This is a genomic window from Terrabacter sp. FW104-15G4B (genome assembly GCF_058790095.1).
This window is the reverse complement of the sequence record NZ_JBYTCI010000033.1, coordinates 18,122-36,812: the sequence shown is the minus strand read 5'-3', so window position 1 is coordinate 36,812 and position 18,691 is coordinate 18,122. Positions and strand designations below refer to the sequence as shown.

17 protein-coding genes are annotated in these 18,691 nt (G+C 73.3%); 4 read left to right on the top strand and 13 right to left on the bottom strand.

Annotated features, from left to right (window positions below):
• Window positions 1-39: 39 nt before the first annotated feature.
• Window positions 40-897, bottom strand: coding sequence for a TrmH family RNA methyltransferase (locus AC3WRT_RS18295; protein WP_492724449.1), 858 nt, complete (start codon window positions 895-897; stop codon window positions 40-42).
• A 204-nt stretch (window positions 898-1,101) separates the two neighbouring features.
• Here AC3WRT_RS18295 and AC3WRT_RS18290 point away from each other — a divergent pair, with 204 nt between their 5' ends.
• From AC3WRT_RS18290 to AC3WRT_RS18280, 3 genes are all read left to right on the top strand, one after another.
• Window positions 1,102-1,662: a cysteine hydrolase family protein gene (locus tag AC3WRT_RS18290; protein WP_492724447.1), complete on the top strand. Its 561-nt coding sequence runs from the start codon at window positions 1,102-1,104 to the stop codon at window positions 1,660-1,662.
• A gap of 143 nt (window positions 1,663-1,805) precedes the next feature.
• Window positions 1,806-2,564 carry an NADPH-dependent F420 reductase gene (locus AC3WRT_RS18285; protein WP_492724445.1) on the top strand — a complete coding sequence of 253 codons (759 nt, stop codon included), beginning with the start codon at window positions 1,806-1,808 and terminating at the stop codon, window positions 2,562-2,564.
• A 172-nt stretch (window positions 2,565-2,736) separates the two neighbouring features.
• Entirely contained in the window at window positions 2,737-3,789 is a 1,053-nt protein-coding gene (locus AC3WRT_RS18280; RefSeq protein ID WP_492724443.1) for a TerC family protein, read from the top strand.
• 69 nt (window positions 3,790-3,858) lie between these two features.
• On the opposite strand, the gene AC3WRT_RS18275 is transcribed toward AC3WRT_RS18280, so the two are convergent.
• The 4 genes from AC3WRT_RS18275 to AC3WRT_RS18260 form a co-directional block, all read right to left on the bottom strand.
• Window positions 3,859-5,085 (bottom strand): RNA polymerase sigma factor, encoded by a 1,227-nt coding sequence (locus AC3WRT_RS18275; protein ID WP_492724451.1) that lies wholly within the window; start codon window positions 5,083-5,085, stop codon window positions 3,859-3,861.
• Between the two features lie 114 nt (window positions 5,086-5,199).
• Window positions 5,200-5,640, bottom strand: a complete 441-nt coding sequence (locus tag AC3WRT_RS18270) for a YciI family protein (RefSeq protein WP_492724442.1) — start codon at window positions 5,638-5,640, stop codon at window positions 5,200-5,202.
• Between the two features lie 49 nt (window positions 5,641-5,689).
• Window positions 5,690-6,607 carry an HAD family hydrolase gene (locus AC3WRT_RS18265; protein ID WP_492724440.1) on the bottom strand — a complete coding sequence of 306 codons (918 nt, stop codon included), beginning with the start codon at window positions 6,605-6,607 and terminating at the stop codon, window positions 5,690-5,692.
• Window positions 6,608-6,828: 221 nt separating this feature from the next.
• Window positions 6,829-8,196 (bottom strand): dihydrolipoyl dehydrogenase family protein, encoded by a 1,368-nt coding sequence (locus tag AC3WRT_RS18260; protein ID WP_492724438.1) that lies wholly within the window; start codon window positions 8,194-8,196, stop codon window positions 6,829-6,831.
• A gap of 77 nt (window positions 8,197-8,273) precedes the next feature.
• Between AC3WRT_RS18260 and AC3WRT_RS18255 the strand changes: the two genes are divergently transcribed.
• The gene (locus AC3WRT_RS18255) at window positions 8,274-9,350 is read left to right on the top strand and encodes a UDP-glucuronic acid decarboxylase family protein (RefSeq protein WP_492724436.1); all 1,077 of its coding nucleotides are present in this window, start codon (window positions 8,274-8,276) and stop codon (window positions 9,348-9,350) included.
• Here the strand turns inward: AC3WRT_RS18255 and AC3WRT_RS18250 are convergent.
• The 8 genes from AC3WRT_RS18250 to AC3WRT_RS18215 are packed head-to-tail and all read right to left on the bottom strand — an operon-like array spanning window position 9,343 to window position 18,566.
• The gene (locus AC3WRT_RS18250) at window positions 9,343-10,281 is read right to left on the bottom strand and encodes a glycosyltransferase family 9 protein (protein ID WP_492724434.1); all 939 of its coding nucleotides are present in this window, start codon (window positions 10,279-10,281) and stop codon (window positions 9,343-9,345) included. The two genes, AC3WRT_RS18255 and AC3WRT_RS18250, sit on opposite strands and share 8 nt — an antisense overlap.
• 41 nt (window positions 10,282-10,322) lie before the next feature.
• The gene (locus tag AC3WRT_RS18245) at window positions 10,323-11,033 is read right to left on the bottom strand and encodes an SDR family oxidoreductase (RefSeq protein ID WP_492724432.1); all 711 of its coding nucleotides are present in this window, start codon (window positions 11,031-11,033) and stop codon (window positions 10,323-10,325) included.
• Window positions 11,030-12,505, bottom strand: a complete 1,476-nt coding sequence (locus tag AC3WRT_RS18240) for a PfkB family carbohydrate kinase (RefSeq protein WP_492724429.1) — start codon at window positions 12,503-12,505, stop codon at window positions 11,030-11,032. The genes AC3WRT_RS18245 and AC3WRT_RS18240 overlap by 4 nt, the downstream gene beginning before the upstream one ends.
• The gene (locus tag AC3WRT_RS18235) at window positions 12,502-13,137 is read right to left on the bottom strand and encodes a D-sedoheptulose-7-phosphate isomerase (RefSeq protein WP_492724427.1); all 636 of its coding nucleotides are present in this window, start codon (window positions 13,135-13,137) and stop codon (window positions 12,502-12,504) included. Before AC3WRT_RS18235 ends, AC3WRT_RS18240 begins: the two co-directional genes overlap by 4 nt.
• Complete coding sequence (locus AC3WRT_RS18230) at window positions 13,134-14,336, bottom strand: glycosyltransferase (protein WP_492724425.1); 1,203 nt, start codon at window positions 14,334-14,336, stop codon at window positions 13,134-13,136. The genes AC3WRT_RS18235 and AC3WRT_RS18230 overlap by 4 nt, the downstream gene beginning before the upstream one ends.
• On the bottom strand, window positions 14,333-15,421 hold the full coding sequence (locus tag AC3WRT_RS18225; protein WP_492724423.1) for a glycosyltransferase family 9 protein: 1,089 nt from the start codon (window positions 15,419-15,421) through the stop codon (window positions 14,333-14,335). Before AC3WRT_RS18225 ends, AC3WRT_RS18230 begins: the two co-directional genes overlap by 4 nt.
• Window positions 15,418-16,935, bottom strand: a complete 1,518-nt coding sequence (locus AC3WRT_RS18220; protein ID WP_492724421.1) for an HAD-IIIA family hydrolase — start codon at window positions 16,933-16,935, stop codon at window positions 15,418-15,420. Before AC3WRT_RS18220 ends, AC3WRT_RS18225 begins: the two co-directional genes overlap by 4 nt.
• Entirely contained in the window at window positions 16,932-18,566 is a 1,635-nt protein-coding gene (locus AC3WRT_RS18215; protein WP_492724419.1) for a carbamoyltransferase family protein, read from the bottom strand. Before AC3WRT_RS18215 ends, AC3WRT_RS18220 begins: the two co-directional genes overlap by 4 nt.
• Window positions 18,567-18,691: the final 125 nt, after the last annotated feature.

Below are 18,691 nucleotides of genomic sequence, written 5' to 3'. Positions count from 1 at the left end.
CTCGTATGCCGTGTCGCGGGCTGGAGGTGGCGCCCCAGGTCAGCGGGCGTCGCGCTGACGGACCGCCTCGTAGAGCACGATCGCGGCCGACGCGGCGACGTTGAGGCTGTTGGCCTTACCGTGCATCGGGATGCGGACGCGGTGGGTGGCGGCATCGAGGAGGGTGCGGTCGGCGCCGTGCTTCTCGCTGCCGACGGCGATGGCGACGCGGCCGGTGTAGTCGACGTCGGTGTGGAGCAGGTCGGTCTCGGGCGTCGTGACGACGAGGCGGATCTCGTGGGCCGCGAGCCAGCCGAGCACCTCGTGCGTCGTCGCGCTGGCGGCCGGGACGGCGAAGACGGTGCCCTTGCTCGCGCGCACGACGTTGGGGTTGCCCCAGTCGGTGACAGGGTCGGCCGCGAGGACGGCGTCGACCCCGGCGGCGTCGGCGGTGCGGAGCATGGCGCCGAGGTTGCCGGGCTTCTCGACACCCTGGCTGAGCAGGGTCAGGTGGTCGGGGCCGTCGACGCGCAGGTCCTCGAGGGAGACGCCGACGCGGTCGACGACGGCGATGAGCCCATCGGGGCCTTCGCGGTAGCTGACCTTCTCGAACGCGCTGCGGCTGAGGTGGACGACGTCGACGCGGTCGTCGCGCAGGCGGGCGAGCAGGTCGGTCTGGTGCCCGATGTCCTGGCTCCCGGCGCGGCCGGCGGGACTGAAGAGCTCCTCGCAGACGTAGACCGTGCCGGGGCGAACGCCGGCCGACAGGGCGAGACCGATCTCCTCATAGCCCTCGACGAGCGTCTGGCCGGTCTCCTCGCGGGTGCGGCGGCGGCGCAGGGCGAGCAGGCCCTTGAGGCGGGGGTTGGACGCGGAGGTGATGGTCGGCTCGCGCGTGGGGTGCATCGGGTTCGTCATGGCAGGCCCAGCATCCCATCCACCCGCGGGTCACGGGTGGAGGCGGGCGCCCTGAGGAGGCGGTCGACGGACTGGTTCCCCGCTCGGCGTGGCCGCCGACCCGCCCGGACACCCGTTCGCTCTCGTCGCATCCTGAAGGCCCTGGCTGTCGGCGCCCCGGCGTAGCGTCGAGGGAACGGACGACGCAGACCGGGAGGCGAGACCATGACCATTCTCGAAGGACGGCCCAACGCGGCGCTGCTCGTGGTCGACGTCCAGCGACAGGTCATCGCGGACGCCTGGGACCGCGACGGCGTCATCGCGCGCATCACCACCCTCGTCGACAAGGCCCGCGCCGAGCACGTGCCGGTCATCTGGGTGCAGCACTCCGACGACGACATGCCCCGGGACTCAGAGGGGTGGCAGTACGTTCCCGAGCTGACCCTCGACGACACCGAGCCGGTCGTCCACAAGCGCTACGGGGACTCGTTCGAGGACACCGACCTCGAGTCGCTGCTTGCCGAGCGCCAGGTCGGGCGGCTCGTCGTCACAGGCGCGCAGACCGACGCCTGCATCCGCTCGACGCTGCACGGCGCCCTCGTCCGCGGCTACGACACGACCCTCGTCGAGGACGCCCACACGACCGAGGACCTGCGCCGGTGGGGTGTGCCCGTGAGCCCGGAGCAGGTCATCGCCCACACCAACGTCTACTGGAGCTGGTCCGAGGCGCCGGGCCGCAAGGGCGACGTCGTACCGGCCGCTGAGGTCCGCTTCGGTCCCTGCTGACCGGCTGGGTGCGGATGCCCCTGCGGTGGTACTTCCCCGCAGCCGTCGTCGGGTCGGTCGTCTGCGCCGTGGCCCGCCGTGGCGCCCACGCCGACTCGGCGGCGACGGCGATGCCGAGCGTGTGACGGTGGGGCCACTCGACGGTGCGGCGACGTCAACGTTCGGGCCAGAGCCTCGCCGAGTGGAATGAGCGGGTCGCTCCGCCGGTTGACGACGCCATGACTACCTGGGGGTTCATCGGCAGCGGCAACATCGGCAGCACCGTCGCCCGGTTGGCCATCGCGGCCGGTCACGACGTCGTGCTCAGCAACAGCAGGGGGCCCGGGACGCTCGCGGACCTCGTCTCGGAGCTCGGCCCGCACGCCCGGGCCGCCACTGCGGCAGAGGCCGCGACTGCCGGCGACGTCGTCGTGGTGACCATCCCGCTCAAGGCCTACCGCGACGTGCCCGTCGACGAGCTCACCGGCAAGGTCGTGATCGACACGATGAACTACTACCCGCCGCGCGACGGGCAGATCGCCGAGCTCGACGACGGCTCGACCACCAGCTCCGAGCTGCTCCAGGCGCACCTGCCTCAGTCGCACGTGGTCAAGGGCTTCAACAACATCTTCTTCCAGCACCTGCGCGACCTGTCCCGCCCGTCCGGCTCCCCGGACCGCAGCGCCCTAGCCACCGCGGGCGACGACGCAGCCGCCAAGGACACCGTGCGCCGCGCGCTCGACGCCATCGGCTACGACACCCTCGATCTCGGCCCGCTGGCCGAGGGGTGGCGCACCCAGCCCGGCCAGCCGGCATACGGCCTCCAGTACGCCGAGGACGAGAACGACTGGACCGCCGGAGCGAAGCCCGCGGGCTCCGACGAGGTGGCCGGCCGAGCCATGCGGGCAACGCGCGACATCTGACCCGCCCGCCCTGCCGGGGATTATGGAGTGCGCCTCAGCTCACCTAGAATGACTCCCGAGGGGAGTACTTCCTCGCGCGCACCGGTCAGTACGGCGGTCCCACGACCGCCCCGGTCCGCGGCCGACGGCAGTCGGTGAAGGAGACCTCAGACATCACGTTCTGAGGAGACCCATGCTCACTGCCCTACCCGCCGCCACCCCGGCGCCGCCCGCAGGCTCGCTCGAGTCGATCGGGTCGCCGATGCTGTGGATCGCGACCATCGCGGGCGTCGCTGCCCTCTTCCTCGTCGACTTCCTCATCACCCGCCGCCCGCACGACCCCAGCATGCGTGAGGCGATTGGCTGGTCGGCCTTCTACATCGCCATCCCGGTCGCCTTCGGCGGCTGGCTCTGGTGGCAGTACGGCTCGCAGCAGGGCGTCGAGTACTACACCGGCTACCTCGTCGAGAAGTCGCTCTCGGTCGACAACCTCTTCGTCTTCATCATCCTGCTCTCGGCCTTCGCGGTGCCGCGCGAGCTACGGCAGCGGGTCCTGCTCATCGGCGTCGGCGGCGCCCTCCTGCTGCGCGGCGTCTTCATCGCGCTCGGCGCGCAGATGATCGCGACCTTCGCCTGGACCTTTCTGCTCTTCGGCGCCATCCTGCTCGCAACGGCGGTCAAGGTCGGCCGGGACGCGTTGTCGCACACCGACCACCGCATCGACGTCGACCAGCTGCGCAGCGTCAAGCTGATCCGCCGCTTCTACCCCGTCACCGAGGCGTATGCCGGCACCAACCTCACCGTGCGACGTGACGGTCGCCGGGCGCTGACGCCGCTCGCCCTCGTCGCCATCGCGATCCTCGGCACCGACATCGTCTTCGCCATCGACTCGGTGCCCGCCGTCTACGGCATCACCGGGGACCCGTACCTCGTCTTCGCGACGAACGCGTTCGCCCTCCTCGGCCTGCGAGCGCTCTACTTCGTGCTCGAGGGCGCCCTGGCCAAGCTCGTGCACCTCGGCCACGGCCTGTCGCTGATCCTCGCCTTCATCGGCGTCAAGCTCGTCCTGCACTGGGCGCACGGCGTGTGGCCGGGTGTCCCGGAGATCCCGACGCTGCTCTCCCTCGGGGTCATCGTCGGCATCCTCGCCGCCGTCACCGTGACGAGCCTGCTCGCCAACCGGCGGGCCGAGGCCGACCCGGTCGGGCAGACGGAGGACGAGCAGTCGTCCCTGAGCCAGGGCTGAGCACCCCGGCCCGGAGGTCATGGGTGTCGCCGTCCGAGCGCGGTCGGGAGCGGGGCCAGGAGCGGCCGATCAGTCCTCGCCGGCCGCCCGGCGCAGGAGCAGCGCCTTCTCGGCATCGTTCTGCGTCATCTCGGCGGCCCGCGCGAACTCGGCGCGCGCCTCGTCGTCGCGGCCGAGACGAGCCAGCAGGTCGCCGCGGACGCTCGGCAGCAGGTGGTAGTCGGCGAGCGCTCCTGCGGCGACGAGGCCGTCGACGACCCCGAGCGCGGCTTCGGGACCGTCGGCGTAGGAGATCGCCACTGCGCGGTTGAGATCGATGACCGGGGAGGGACGGATCGCCCCCAGCCGCTCGTAGAGCGCCACGATGCGCGGCCAGTCGGTGCCCTCTGCGGTGCGAGCGCGCGCGTGGCAGGCGGCGATGGCGGCCTGCAGCAGATAAGGGCCGGCGTCCTCCTGCGACGGCCCGACGAGTGACACGGCGCGGTCGAGCACGGCCAGAGCGTGCCGGATCAACGCCCAGTCCCAGCGGGTCCGGTCCTGCTCGAGCAGCAGCACCGGCTCACCGTCGTGGCCGATGCGGGCGCGAGTGCGCGACGCCTGGATCTCCATCAGGGCGAGCAGGCCGTGGACCTCCGGCTCGCGTGGCACGAGCGCGGACAGGACGCGGCCAAGTCGGATGGCCTCCTCCATGAGGTCTCCGCGCACCCAGTCACGTCCCGACGTCGCGGCGTACCCCTCGTTGAAGATGAGGTAGACGACCTCGAGGACCGACGCGAGACGTGGCGCCAGGTCGGCGCCGGACGGCACCTCGACGGTGACGCCGTCCTGGCTCAGCGTCTTCTTGGCACGCGAGATGCGTTGGGCGACGGTCGACTCGGAGGTGAGGAAGGCGCGGGCGATCTCGCGGGTCGTCAGGCCGCCGATCATCCTCAGGGTCAGGCTGATGCGCGCCTGGGCGGTCAGCGCAGGGTGGCAGGCTGCGAAGACGAGACCGAGGACGTCGTCGTCGATGTCCTCCAGCGCGGCGTCGAAGTCGCCCTCGGCCAGCTCCGCCACGCGCAGCTCCTCCAGGTGGCCCACCTGCTGGAGCTTGCTGGCGAGGTTGACGTCGCGCCGGATGCGGTCGATCGCCCGACGCCGGGCCGTCGAGGTGAGCCACGCTCCCGGCTTCGTCGGTATGCCGTCGCGGGGCCACTGCTCGAGTGCCTGCACGAAGGCGTCCTGCGCCAGGTCCTCGGCGAGGCCGACGTCGCCGACGACGCGGGCGACGACAGCCGTGACCTTGGCGGCCTCCATACGCCAGACGGCCTCGAGGGTGCGCTGGACGTCGTCGGTCGTGAGCCCTGGATCGGCAGTGGGTGACACCCCGACACTCTGGCACGAACGAGCGGCAGGGTGTCACCGGCCAGGTCAGCCCCGTGCCGCGTTGCGGGCGGCCTCGGCGCGCATCTCTTCCTCACGCTCGCGCAGCTCCGGCGTGAATTCGTCGCCGAAGTCCTCCGCGGCGAACACCTGGCGCAGCTCGAGCGACTGTCCGTCGTCGGGTACGCACGATCGCGGCCACTTCTTCAGCCACTCGATGGCCTCCTCACGGGAGCTGACGTCGATGATGGTGAAGCCCGCGATGAGCTCCTTCGACTCCGCGAACGGCCCGTCGGTGACGACCCAGTCGTCGTCGGCCCAGGTCAGGCGCGCGCCCTTGGATGTCGGATGCAGGCCCTCGCCCTCCACGAAGACACCGGCCCGGAGCATCTCCTCGTTGTAGGACTGCATGTCGCGGAACTGCTGCTCGCTGCCGAAGCCGCCCTGCTCGGACTGGGCGGTGGCCGGGACGATGATCATGAAGCGCATGACGGTCTCCTCGTGGTGTCGGTGCGGGGCCTGGTGCCCACCCTCACCCCTACGTCGAACGGTTCGCCCGGTTCTCGACACGACCACTGCTGGCGCCGCGGCGCTCGAGCTCTGGCTCCAGGCGGACGGTGGCGGCCGACTCGACCCCGTCGCGGAAACGAACCCCGTCGCGGGCGGCCCGCGCCACGTCCTGGAGGATCGGCACCAGCCCGTCGTCGTCGACGTGGCCGGCCACCTCGTCTGCGACCGCCTTCACCTGGTCGGGAGCGTTGCCCATGGCGACGCCCCAGGCCGCCCAGTGCAGCATCTCGAGGTCGTTGCGCTGGTCGCCGCAGGCGATGGTGTGCGTCGGCTCCACGCGCAGCTGCCGCCGGACCAGCTCGAGGGCGCTCGCCTTGGACACCCCCTCGGGGTTGATGTCGAGCCAGGCGGACCAGCCCACGGCATACGAGACCCCGTGCAGACCCGCGCGCTCCACCAGCTCCATGAACTCCTCGGCCGTCGCCTCCGGCTGGCGGAGCGTGACACGGGTGACCGGGTGCGCGATGAGCTCTTCCCAGCCGACCTCGCGCGAGTGGCCCATCAGCTCACCGTCCGGGAAGTGCCTGCTCACCTTGAAGCCGACACCCGGCTCCTCGACGGCGATCAGCGCGTCCGGGAGGGCGACCCGCATCTTCTCGAGCACCGCCCGCGGGTCGAAGGTCACCATGTCGATGATCGAGTAGCCCTCCGCGGACGACGGGTCGAGCCGGAGCGTGAGTGCCCCGTTGGAGCAGACGGCGTAGCCCTGGCGCAGCTCGAGCGCCTCGAGGATCGGCGTTGTGGCGATGATGGAGCGGCCCGTCGCGATGACGACGGCGACGTCGTCGGGCAGGGCACGAACGGCGTCACGGACGCGGTCGGAGAGCTCCCCCATGTGGTTGAGCGTGGTGCCGTCGAGGTCGAGGGCGAGCAGTCGCTGGGCCATGCGCTCACCGTATCCCCCGGCGTGGCGCGTCGATGCGGCCCCGGGCGCCGGTCGCCCGCGCGCCGCCGATCCGCCATCCCGCTGTCACTCGAAGGTCGCTGAGACAGTGACCCGCTGGGCGGGTCACTGTCGTGGCGGACAGCGGCGCTCACCCGGCTCGCCCTACGTCACTGACCCGCTGGGCGGTTCACTGACGCAGCAGCGAGGGATTCGGTATGCCGTCAGGCGAGCCGGCCGAGCGCGTCCTCGATGCCGCGGTGCAGGGTCGGGTAGGCGTAGATCATCGAACGCAGCCGCTCGATCGGCACCTGGCCGTGCACCGCGACCGCGAGCGCGCCGAGCACCTCTCCCCCGGCGGGGCCCATGGTCGTGGCGCCGACGAGGACGCCCCGGTCGGGATCGGCGACGAGCTTGATGAGGCCATCGGCCTTGGCGATCCAGCCCCGCGTCGTCTCGCCCAGCGGGGTGACGCCGACCTGGACGTTGCCGAGCTTCTCGCGGGCCTGCTGCTCCGTCATCCCGACGGCACCGATCTCGGGATCGGTGAAGGTGACGCGCGGGAGGGCGGCATACTCCGCCGGCGGCCCGTCATCGCCGAGGACGTCACGGATGACGATGCCGGCCTGGTACATCGAGACGTGCGTGAACGCGCCCTTGCCGGTGAGGTCGCCGATGGCCCACACGCCGTCGGCGACGCGGCAGCGGTCGTCGATCGGCGCGTTGCGGGAGTCCTTCCCGACGCCGACCGTGTCGAGCCCGACGGCTGCGGGATCGGCCCGGCGCCCGGTCGCGACGAGCAACCGTTCCCCGGTCACGGTCGACCCGTCCGCGAGCGTGACAGTGAAGGCGGATCCGTCATGGGCCACCTTCTCGGCGCTCACACCCACGTGCACCGTGATGCCGTCGGCCTCGAGCGCGGCGTGCAGCTTCTCCGATGCCTCCGGCTCCTCGAGGGAGAGGATGCGGTCGGCGGCCTCGACGATCGTCACCTCGGCCCCGAAGCGGGCCATCACCTGGCTCAGCTCGCAGCCGATGGCACCGCCGCCCAGGACGATGAGCGACGCGGGCAGCTCGGCAGCCTCGATGAACTCGTGGTTGGTCCAGTACGGGGTGTCGGCCAGGCCCTCGATGGGCGGGATCGACGGCGTCGTCCCGGGGTTGACGACGATCCCGTTCGTGGCGGTGTAGGTGGTGCCGTCGACCTCGACGCGGCCGGGCCCGGCGACGCGGCTGGTGCCGCGGACGAAGGTCGCGCCCTTGCCGGTGAGGCGCTCGACGGCGGCGCGGTCGTCCCAGTTGTCGGTGGCCTCCTCACGGATCCGCGTGGCGACGACGGACCAGTCCGGCCGGACGTCGCCGACGGTGCCGGCGAGGTCGTCCACGCGGCGTGCCTCGGCGAGCGCATCCGCGGCGCGGAGCATCATCTTCGACGGGATGCAGCCCCAGTAGGGACACTCCCCGCCGACGAGACCATGGTCGATGCCGAGGACGCGCAGGCCGCGCTCGGCGAGGGTGCCAGCCACGTGCTCGCCGCCCGGGCCGAGTCCGATGACGATGACGTCGAAGGTGGTGTCGGTGTCGGTTGCCATGCCCCACCCTTACCTGCCGAGGCCCCGGATGGAAGGGCGGGCCGTTTGCCGCCACAGGTGCCGGGTACGCGATCGGCGTGCAGGAAGACGCGGTCGGCGCAGGTGGAGCCACGGTCAACGGAGCAAGCAACGGCACGGCAGGCGTCACCAGCACGGGAGGCCCCCGCTCCGGGCACCGACCACGACGGGTCGTCGTCACGGGCGGCGCCGGCTTCCTCGGCGGGTGGTTGTGCCGCCGGCTGCTCGCCGACGGCTGCGAGGTGGTCGCCGTCGACAACTTCGTCACCGGCAGCCCGTCGGTCGTCGAGGAGCTCGAGAGCGACCCGGCCTTCACCTTCGTGCAGGCCGACGTGACTCAGGTGCTCGACGTGCCGGGCCCCGTCGACCAGGTGATGCACCTGGCCTCGCCGGCCTCACCGGTGCACTACGCCGCCCTGCCCGTCGAGACCATGCTGGTCGGCAGTCTCGGCACGATGCACGCCCTCGACCTCGCGCAGACCAACGGTGCCCGGTTCGTGCTCGCCTCGACCTCGGAGGTCTACGGCGACCCGCTCGTGCACCCGCAGCCGGAGAGCTACTGGGGCAACGTCAACCCGGTGGGACCCCGCAGCGTCTACGACGAGTCCAAGCGCTTCGCCGAGGCGCTCACGACCGCCTACCGCACGAGTCGGGGCGTCGACACCGGGATCGCCCGCATCTTCAACACCTACGGCCCCGGCATGCGCACCGACGACGGGCGGATGATCCCCGCCTTCATGACACAGGCCCTGAAGGGCGAACCCATCACCGTCGCGGGGGACGGCAGCCAGACGCGCTCGCTGTGCTTCGTCAGCGACACGACCGCCGGCCTCTGCGCGCTGGCCGCCAGCGGCCACCCGGGCCCGGTCAACCTCGGAGGCACCCGGGAGGTCACGGTGCTCGAGCTTGCTCGAACCGTATGCCGTCTGGCCGGCTCGCGCTCGCCGATCACCTTCGTCGACCTCCCCGAGGACGACCCGAAGGTGCGCCGGCCGGACACCTCCCGCGCCGTCGAGCTGCTCGGCTGGCGGCCGGAAGTCGGTATCGAGGAGGGGCTGCGCCGCACCCTCGAGTGGTTCGAGGAGCAGCTGCGCTCCTCCGCCGAGCCGGTGGCCAAGTCGTCGGCCATCAGCTGACCCGCTGCGTCTGCGGTCGCCCGCTCGGCTCGGCGTCACGAAGCCGCCGTGCCACCGCTTCCGCCACCTCCTCGACGCTCGTGTCGAGCAGGGCCGGGTCGATGGCTGCGCCGTGCGGGTCGCCGCGACCTCCGGCTGCGGCGCGTGCCGCGCCGTGCCAGAGGACCGTGTGCGGTCCGGCCGTCGGCGGGCCCCACTCCGCGGGTGGCACCGGGCCGAAGAGCACGACGGAGGGCGTGCCGTGGGCGGAGGCGAGGTGCGCGATCCCCGTGTCCCCGCACAGGACCAGCCGCGCCTCGGCCACGAGCGCGGAGAGGGCGGGCAGGTCGGTCCGCCCGGCGAGCACGGCGTCGACCGGCAGACCGCTGCGCCGCGCCACCTCCCGAGCCACGCCGACCTCCTCGGGTGACCCCGTGACGACGACGCGGTGCCCCAGCTCGCAGGCCCAGGCGGCCACGGCGGCGAAGCGGTCGACCGGCCAGCGGCGGGAGGGACTGGCGGCACCCGGATGCACGATCACGGCGCCCGGCGCGAGGCTGGCGACCCCCGGGGCGGGCAGGAGCAGCTGCGTCGGGTCTGCTGGCCACCCCACCTCGTCGAGGAGCCGGCACCAGCGACGCACCTCCTGCTCACCCGGCCGCCACTCCGGCCCGGCGACGCCTGCTGCCGGACATCCGAAGGCGACCAGCCGACCCGGACGGAGGTCCAAGAGCAGCCGGTGGGTGTCCGGACCGCACCCGTGCAGGTTCACGGCCACGTCCGGCGGCGACCCCTTCCACGCCACCGGAGCCAGCTCCGCAGTGGGCAGCACCCGGTCCACGAGGTCCGGCCCGACGACGAGATCGGCGAAGGCAGCCGGCGCCGCAAGGACGACCTCGTGGTCGGGCAGGGCGCGGCGGATGGCCCGCAGCGCCGGCACCGCGGTGAGCACGTCCCCGAGCCCGAGGGCGCGCAGGACGAGGACCTGGCGCCTCAGGGCCAGGACCCCTCGACGGATGGGGTGACGACGAGCTCCCGCACTTCGCAGCCGGGCGGCTGGCGAAGCGCGAACAGGACTGTGGCAGCGACGTCCTCGGGTCGGTTGAGCTTCGCGTCCGGGCCCGGCCGGTACTGCTCGTCCCGGCCGTCGAAAAACGCCGTCTGCATGCCGCCGGGCACGAGCGTGGTGACGCCGAGCCGCCCCTGGGTCTCGATGGCCAGGGCCCGCGAGAAGCCGATGACGCCGAACTTCGACGCGCAGTAGGCCGTCGCGTCGCTGAGCACGCGCAGGCCGAGGGTCGAGGCGACGGTGACCACCCGCCCGCCGCTGTCCAGCAGCCAGGGCAGCGCAGCGCGGACCACCGCGGCCGTGCCGATGAGATTGACCTGAACGACCCGGTCCCACCGAGCGGCGTCGACCTCGTCGAAACGGCCGCACGCGTCGGTGCCGGCGCACGTCACGACGGCGTCCAGGCCCCCGGCCCGCTCGACGAGCTCGCGCACGGTGGCTTCGGCCGCTCGTGCGTCCACGAGGTCCACGATGCCGACGTCGCCTTGCGCCACGTCGATGCTGCCCGGCTCGGGCGCCTGCCGGTCGATGACGAGCGGCCGCCCGCCCTCCTGCGCCACGGCCCGCGCCACGGCGGCCCCGAGCCCCGAGGACCCGCCGGTCACCAGCACCGTGCCCAACGTCGACGTCGTCATCCGTCACTCCTCTCGGTTCGCGCGGCCGCAGCCGCTCCTGCCGGCGGCCGGGCGCCCTGCCCGGATGCCGCCTCGACCAGGGCCGTCGTGGAACGTCCCTCCAGGTAGGGCAGCACGACCGCCTGCCCGTCCCACTCCTCCAGCACGGCGAGCTCGGGCACGTCGGCACCCGCGTAGTCGCCGCCCTTGGTCCAGATGTTCGGTCGCACCCGCCGCAGCACCTCGACGGGGGTGTCCTCGTCGAAGAGAACCACCTCGTCCACGCACTCGAGTGCCAGCAGCACCCGCGCGCGGTCCGTCTCCGGGACGATGGGACGCCCCTCGCCCTTGAGCCGTCGGACCGACGCGTCGGAGTTGAGGCACACGACGAGCCGGTCGCCGAGGGCCCGGGCCGCTCGCAGCGTCTCGATGTGGCCGGTGTGCAGCAGGTCGAAGCAGCCGCCGGTCGCGACGACGGTCGGCACGCGCTCCCCCGCCGAGCCGGACGCGAGGCCAGTCCGCACAGGGCTGGTACCCGTGCCGCCGCGCCTGTCGTCCAGCGCCTGCCAGGCAGACGAACCCGCTCCCTTCGCGTCCAGCACGGCTGGGCCGCCCGCCGCCACGTACTCGGCCGCGCGCCGCACGCCGTCCGCGACGGCGTCGGCGATCACCGACCCGGAGCCGAGCGCGACCGCTGCCGCCGACGCCAGCCGGTCGCCGGCCCCGCAGGCGTCGACGCACCGGACGTCGGGGGCCGGCACGAGCACCGGGGTGCCGGAGCCGTAGGTCAGCAGGGCCCCTCGCGCGCCGAGCGTCACGGCAACGCCGTGTGCGCGCCATGCCCGCGACAGGGCTTCCGCGCGACGGCGGACGGCGACGAGGGAGTCGCGCGGGCCGCCCTCCTCGACGCCGAGGCGCGCGGCCAGGACCGCGGCCTCGTCGGCGTTAGGGGTGACGACGCGGGCACCGGGCACCGGTTCACCGCCACGCGGGTGGGGGTCCCAGACGAGCGGCACGTCGGCGGCCACGGCAGCGAGCACCTCGCGTATGCCGTCGGCCTCGACCGTGCCGCGCCCATAGTCCGACACGAGGACCGCACCGGCACGGCGAACGGCCTCGAGCGCCTGCGGCGGTGCGGCCGCGACCCGGCCTGGTGCCCCGCCGGAGTCGAGCCGGGCGAGGGACTGCCCGTCGGCCCTGATGCGGCGCTTGACGGGCGTGGCTCCGCGGGCATCGAGACCGATGACGTGGACGCCGTCCAGCACGTGCTGCAGCCGGTCGGCGGCCTCGTCGTCGCCGAGCGCGGTGACGAGCACGACCTCCACGCCCTCGTGGTGCGCCAGGGCTGCGGCGAGCGCCGCCCCGCCGGGCCGGGCCCGCTCGACAAGGTCGTCGAGCACCGGCACGGGCGCGTCGGGGCAGAGCCGGCCGGCGTGCCCCTCGACATCGACGTCGAGCAGGGCGTCACCGATGACCACGAGCGCCCCTCTCATGCGGGTCTCCTCACGGACGAGACGTCCTCCGTGGTCCGGGCGGGCAGCACCCCGAGGGCGCGGTCGAGGCCCGCGCAGAGGATGTGGACGGCGACGAGGTGCAGCTCCTGGACCGTCGCGGTGAACTCCGCGTCGACGGTCAGCGCCTCGGTGGCGACCTCGGCGAGCGGGTTGGGCGCCGGCCCGGTCAGTGCCCAGACGGTCAGGCCCGCCTCGCGCCCGCGACGGGCCGCCTCGACGACGTTGGGGCTGCGACCACTCGTCGACAGGAGCACCAGGACGTCACCTTCGCGCCCGTGCGCCTCGACCTGGCGGGCGAAGAGCTCCTCCGGCGGGTAGTCGTTGACCACGGCTGTCAGGGTGGAGGTCTCGGAGCTGAGGCAGATCGCCGAGAACGGCCGGCGGTCGAGGCGGTAGCGGCCGACGAGCTCGGCCGTCAGGTGCTGCGCCTGGGCGGCGCTGCCGCCGTTGCCGGCCGCGAGCAGGCGACCGCCGGACTCGAGCACCGCTGCGAGCCGGCTGCCCCACTGGTCCGCCAGCTCGACGCACGGGCTGAAGGTGCTGGCCGCGGTGACGAGCGCTGCCAGGTGCTCGTGGTCGCACGGCGTGAAGGTCGTCCGGTCGGGGTTCACCGTGCCACCGACCCTCGCGACGAAGCCGCGATGACTCGGGCGTAGACGTCCTCGGTGGCCTCGGCCACGCAGGACCAGCGGTAGAGGGCCACGGCGCGGTCCCGCCCGGCGCGACCGTAGGCGGCCCGACGGTCGGGGTCGTCGACGAGCCGGCGCACGGCTGCGGCGATCCAGTCCGGGCGACGTGGCGGCACGAGCTCGCCGGTCAGCCCGGGCAGCACGGTGTCGAGCAGGCCACCGACGGCCGACCCGACGACGGGCCGCCCGCACGCCATGGCCTCGACGGGAACGATGCCGAACGGCTCGTACCACGGCACCGTCACCACGACGTCGGCCTCGTTCATCAGGCGCGGGACGTCGGCGCGGCCGACGCCGCCGAGGAAGCGGACCCGCTCGGTCACGCCGAACCGGTGGGCGACCTCGCGCAGGCGCCGGATCTCCGGGTCGCCGTCGAGGTGCGCCGGTTCGGGTCCGCCTGCGACGACGAGGTCCACGTCGGGCACGTCGGCCAGCGCCTCGATGGCGTTGCCCACCCCCTTGCGCTCGACGAGCCGCCCGATGGACAGCAGCGTCGGGCGCGGTCGCGGCGTGACGGCATACGGCCGGAAGAGGTCGGTGTCCACGCCGCAGGGGACGATGGTCGCGCGGTGCGCGGGCAGGCCCATGGCCCCCAGCTCCTCGACCTCGTCGGAGCAGGTGGCCACGACGTGGTCGACCTGGCGGCAGAGGCGACGCTCGATGCCGAGCCGCTCGGGCGGGCTCGTGTCGCGGTCGCCCTGCTGGCGTCGTTTGACGGTGCCCAACGCGTGGAAGGTCTGCACGACGGGCACGTCGACGTGCCGTGCCGCGCGGGTGCTGGCCACGCCGCTCATCCAGAAGTGGGCGTGGACGATGTCGACGGGCTGCTCGTGCCAGCGGCTCTCGAGGTAACGGGCGAAGGCCGGCATGTGGGGCAGCAGCTCGTCCTTGGGCACGTCCTCGGGTGGCCCCACGGGGACGTGCTCGACGACGTAGCCGTCGGGGGTGCGCACGCGGTCGGGCACGTCCGGCGCGGTCCGGCGGCTGTAGACGGTGACGTCGTGCCCGCGGGCCGCAAGCTGCGCCGACAGGGCGCCGACGTGCACGTTCTGGCCACCGGCGTCGGCGCCGCCGAGCAGCGCCAGTGGGTTGGCGTGCTCGGACACCATGGCGATCCTCATCTGCTTCCTCCTGGGACGGTCGGGACGAGCGCGGCAGCGTCACGCGAGCCGCTCCATGACGGGGTCGTGTGCGGTCTGGGGATGAGCGCCTCGACGGCCCGGGCCGCGTCGGCTGCGGTCACGTCGGTCAGGCACGGATGGCCGGGGAAGGGGCACTCGGTGACGCGCGTACCTCGGCAGGGCGCGTCGCCGCGCCCGAGCGCGACCACCGGGACACCCCACGGCCGCCAGCGCTCATAGGGAACCGTCGGTGCGAAGAGCGAAACGACCGGGGTCCCGACGGCAGCGGCAAGGTGGGCGGGGCCGGTGTTGGCGGCCACGACGACCGATGCGGCCGCCAGGACGCCCGCGAGCTCCGCCAGCGACGTGCGACCACCGAGGTCGACGACGCCGCCCCCTGCGTATGCCGTCGCGACCTCGGCGGTCATCGCTCGCTCGGCGGGGGCGCCCGTGACGGCGACACGGTGACCGCGCTCGGCCAGCGTCCCGGCGAGCTCCGCCCACCGGTGTGGGGGCCACGCTCGCGCCGGCACGGACGCACCCGGGTGCAGCACGACGAAGACTCCCCGCCACGGCGCCCGCGTGCTCGGCTGCGGGCGCACCGCGAGCAGCCCGTCGTCGTCGGCAGGTCGGGGGTAGCCGGCCGCCTCGGCCAGGGACTGGCCGCGCTCGACCTCGTGCAGCCCGTCGGGCACCCGGTGGCGCAGGTCGATCAGGCTGCCCGGGTAGTCGTCGCTGATGGCGCCGACCCAGGGCACTCCCGCCAGGCGCAGGAGCAGGGCCGTGGGCAGCGGGGACTGGTGGAAGGAGGTGAGCACGAGGGCGCGGTCGGGCGCGAGGGACCCGACCATGGCGACGAGCTCGTCCGTGTCCTCGGGCACCACAGGCGGCGGGGAGGGGTCGATCCAGGGGCAGCACCACTGCACGACCTCGTCGACGCCGGGCAGCAGCCGGCCTGCGTCGGCGCCGCGCGGACCGCAGAGCAGCGTGACCCGGTCGGCGCCGGCCGCGACGGCGCGCACGGCCGGTCCTGCGAGCAGCACGTCGCCGGCGTTGTCGAGTCGCACGACCAGCACGTGGCTCACCAGCGACCCCCCAGCAGGTCGTCGACGACCGAGCCGAGGTCGGTCCGGACGACAGGCGCCGCGGTGACCTCCTGCTCGCGGGTGGCGACGTTCGGGACGAGCACCCCGGTGGCTCCCGCGGCCCGGGCCGCCGCGACGTCTCCGCCGATGTCGCCGACGACGACCGTCCGGTCCGGGTCGACGCCCAGCCGTGCGCACGCCTCGAGGACGAGCCCCGGCTGCGGCTTGCGGCAGGCGCACCCCTCCTCCGGGGCGTGCAGGCACTGACACCAGACGTCGAAGGGCCCGAGCAGTTCCTGGACGCGGGCGTTGACGCCCTCGAGGGCGTCGGGGCCGATGAGTCCCCGTGCCACACCGGACTGGTTTGTCACGACTCCGACACGGATTCCGTTGTGCCGCAAGCGGTCCAGCGACTCACGGGCGCCTTCGACGGGTCGGACGGCCTGCGGGTCGGAGTTGTAGGGGACGTCGTGCACGATGGTGCCGTCGCGGTCGAAGAGCACGAGGTCGGGCGGACCGGACCACGGGGCTGGGTGACGGTGCTCGACGCGGCCGCGGACGGCATACGCCACCGCTGCGAACGGGATGGCCACGCTCGTGACGCACATCGTGGCGATCTCGTCGGCGTCGGGAGGCCCGGGGCGCACCCGGGCCGCGGCGAACTGGGCCGTCAGGGCCGCCCACGTGAGGCCGGCGACACGCGCCGCGCGTCGCTGCCCGGCCAGGGTGGCGGTCGCTGCCAGCACGCCCGCTGCCACGGTGGCGGCGTGCAGGCGAAGCCGTCCGCGCGGTGCCTGGGCGCGCTCGCGCCAGTCGGGCCCGTGCAGGCGGTCCATGAGGACGTCGTCGACGTTGCCGGCCTGGCGTCGCACGCTGACCCACCGGTCGGCCGGACGCACGGGGTGCAGCACCTGACGGCGGCCCCAGTCGATGCGCCCCCCGGACGCCGTGACGCGCAGGCCGAGGTCGACGTCCTCGCGGTAGGCACGCGGGAAGCGCTCGTCGAAGCCACCGACCGCCGCGAGCGCCCACCGGCGGTAGGAGAGGTCCGCGGTGATCCAGCGCGCCCCTTCCAGGCCGGCGGTCGAGCGCTCCCAGTCGGTGGGCCTGCGGTCCGTCGGCACCGGCACGTGGACGTTGCCCTGGCTGCCGACCATGTCGGCGTCCGCGGCGTCGAGGTCGGCGAGCAGATCGGCATACCAAGTGATCTGGGGAAGCACGTCGTCGTCGAGGAAGGAGACCCACGGGGTGCGGGCGTGCCTCCACCCGAGGTTGCGGGCCGCGGCGGGACCCTGACCGCCGCTGCTGAGCACCGTCGTGTCGAAGGGCAGGTCGTCCAGCCAGGCCGGCGGCGCGAGCGTCCCGGCAGGGTGCCGGTCGTCCACGAGGAGCACAGTTGCGCAGACCGGCGTCGACTGCTCGGCGAGGCGCTCCAGCAACGTCAGGAGGCTGTCGCGGCCGACCGTCGGGATGACGACCGTCGTGACCGGCTGCTCCGAGGCCTTCGCGGTCATGCCCCGGGCCGCCTCACGACGAAGGGTCCGAGCGCGAGGAGGTCCACCGGCGCGGAGCCGAAGCACTCGAGGGCGTCACGGGGGCTGTCGACCATGGGGCGACCCGCGGTGTTGAGGCTCGTGTTGACGACGACGGGGAGGTCGGTCAGCTCCTCGAAGGCGGCGAGCATCCGCGCCACGAGCGGCTCCTGCTGCGCGTCGACGGTCTGTACCCGGGCCGTGCCGTCGACGTGGACGACGGCAGGGATGCGGTCGCGCCAGGCGGGGTCGACGTCGTGGACGAAGAGCATGTACGGCGACGGCAGCGGTCCACGGCCGAAGATCTGCGCCGCCCGCTCGGCCCGCACCATGGGTGCGACGGGACGGAACTGCTCGCGGCCCTTGACGTCGTTGAGCCTCTCAAGGTTCTCGGCTCGTCCCGGATGCGCGAGCAGGGACCGGTGGCCGAGGGCGCGAGGGCCGTACTCGCTGCGACCCTGGAACCACGCGACGATGCCGTCGGCGGCGAGGCACGTCGCGACCTCCCGCGCCACGTCGCGCGGACGCTCGTAGGGCAAGCGTGCCGTGCGCAGGACGGCCTCGAGCTCGTCGTCGTCCCAGGAGCGCCCGAGGTCGGCGCCGGGCATCGGTTCGCACCGGTCACCGAGGTCGGTGGCGACGGTGAGCGCGGCACCGAGGGCCGTGCCGGCATCCCCGGCAGCCGGCTGCACCCACACGTCCTCGTAGGGACCGTCGGAGTGCAGGCGGGAGTTCGCCACGCAGTTGAGCGCGACGCCCCCGGCGAGCGCGAGCCGCTGCGCGCCGGTGCGGTCGTGCAGCCACCCGGCGAGCTCGAGGAGCACCTCCTCGAGGCGGAGCTGCACGCTGGCCGCGAGGTCCGCGTGCTCCGCCGTCCAGGGGTCGCTCGAGCGCCGAGCCAGTGCGAGCGCGGACCACTCCAACGGCTCGGTGCGGAAGCCGCCGTCGGGCGTCGTCGTCACCGATCGACGCAGCACGTCGGCGAATCGCGGCTTGCCATAGGAAGCAAGCGCCATGACCTTGTACTCGTCGCTGCTGCGGAGGAACCCGAGGTGCTCGGTGACGTCCTCGTAGAGCAGACCGAGCGAGTGCGGAAGGCGCTGTGCCGCATACGTCTTCAGCTGACCGTCGGCGTAGTGCCCGGCGAGGTGGCTGCCGCACTCACCTCGCCCGTCGAGCACCAGCACGTCGGTCTCGCCCGCCGGGCCTGCCAGCGCGGCGGAGGCGCCGTGGGCCACGTGATGCGGCACGAACCGCACGCGGGCGGGGTCCAGGCCCGGCAGCGCGCTCGCGATGAAGCTCGGTGCGCGCGTGGCATACGTCTGCCGCAGGTGGTCCCACGGGTCGTGCAGGCCCAGCTGCTCGGCCGGCTCGGCGAGGGCCGGATCGTACGAGTACGCAACGGCATCGAGGTCGGACGCCTCGATCGCCGCGCTCTCGAGGCACCACCGTGCAGACAGTTCAGGCAGTTCCCAGGCGGCGAACGGGACGGGGCGGTGACCGTGCTTGCGGCGTGAGAGCCGCTCCTCCTCGAGGGCTGCCACGGTGGCGCCGTCGACGACGAGGGCGGCGGCGGGGTCGTGGAACAGCGCGTTGATGCCTAGGACCTTCACGTGACCTCCGATGCCGGCATTGGTGTCTCGGAGAAGCGGTGCCCACTTCTCGGCGCGTCAAACCGCTTCTCGACGGAGAAGTGCTTCTCGGTGCGTGAATTCACATGCTTTGAGGCGACCTTCGG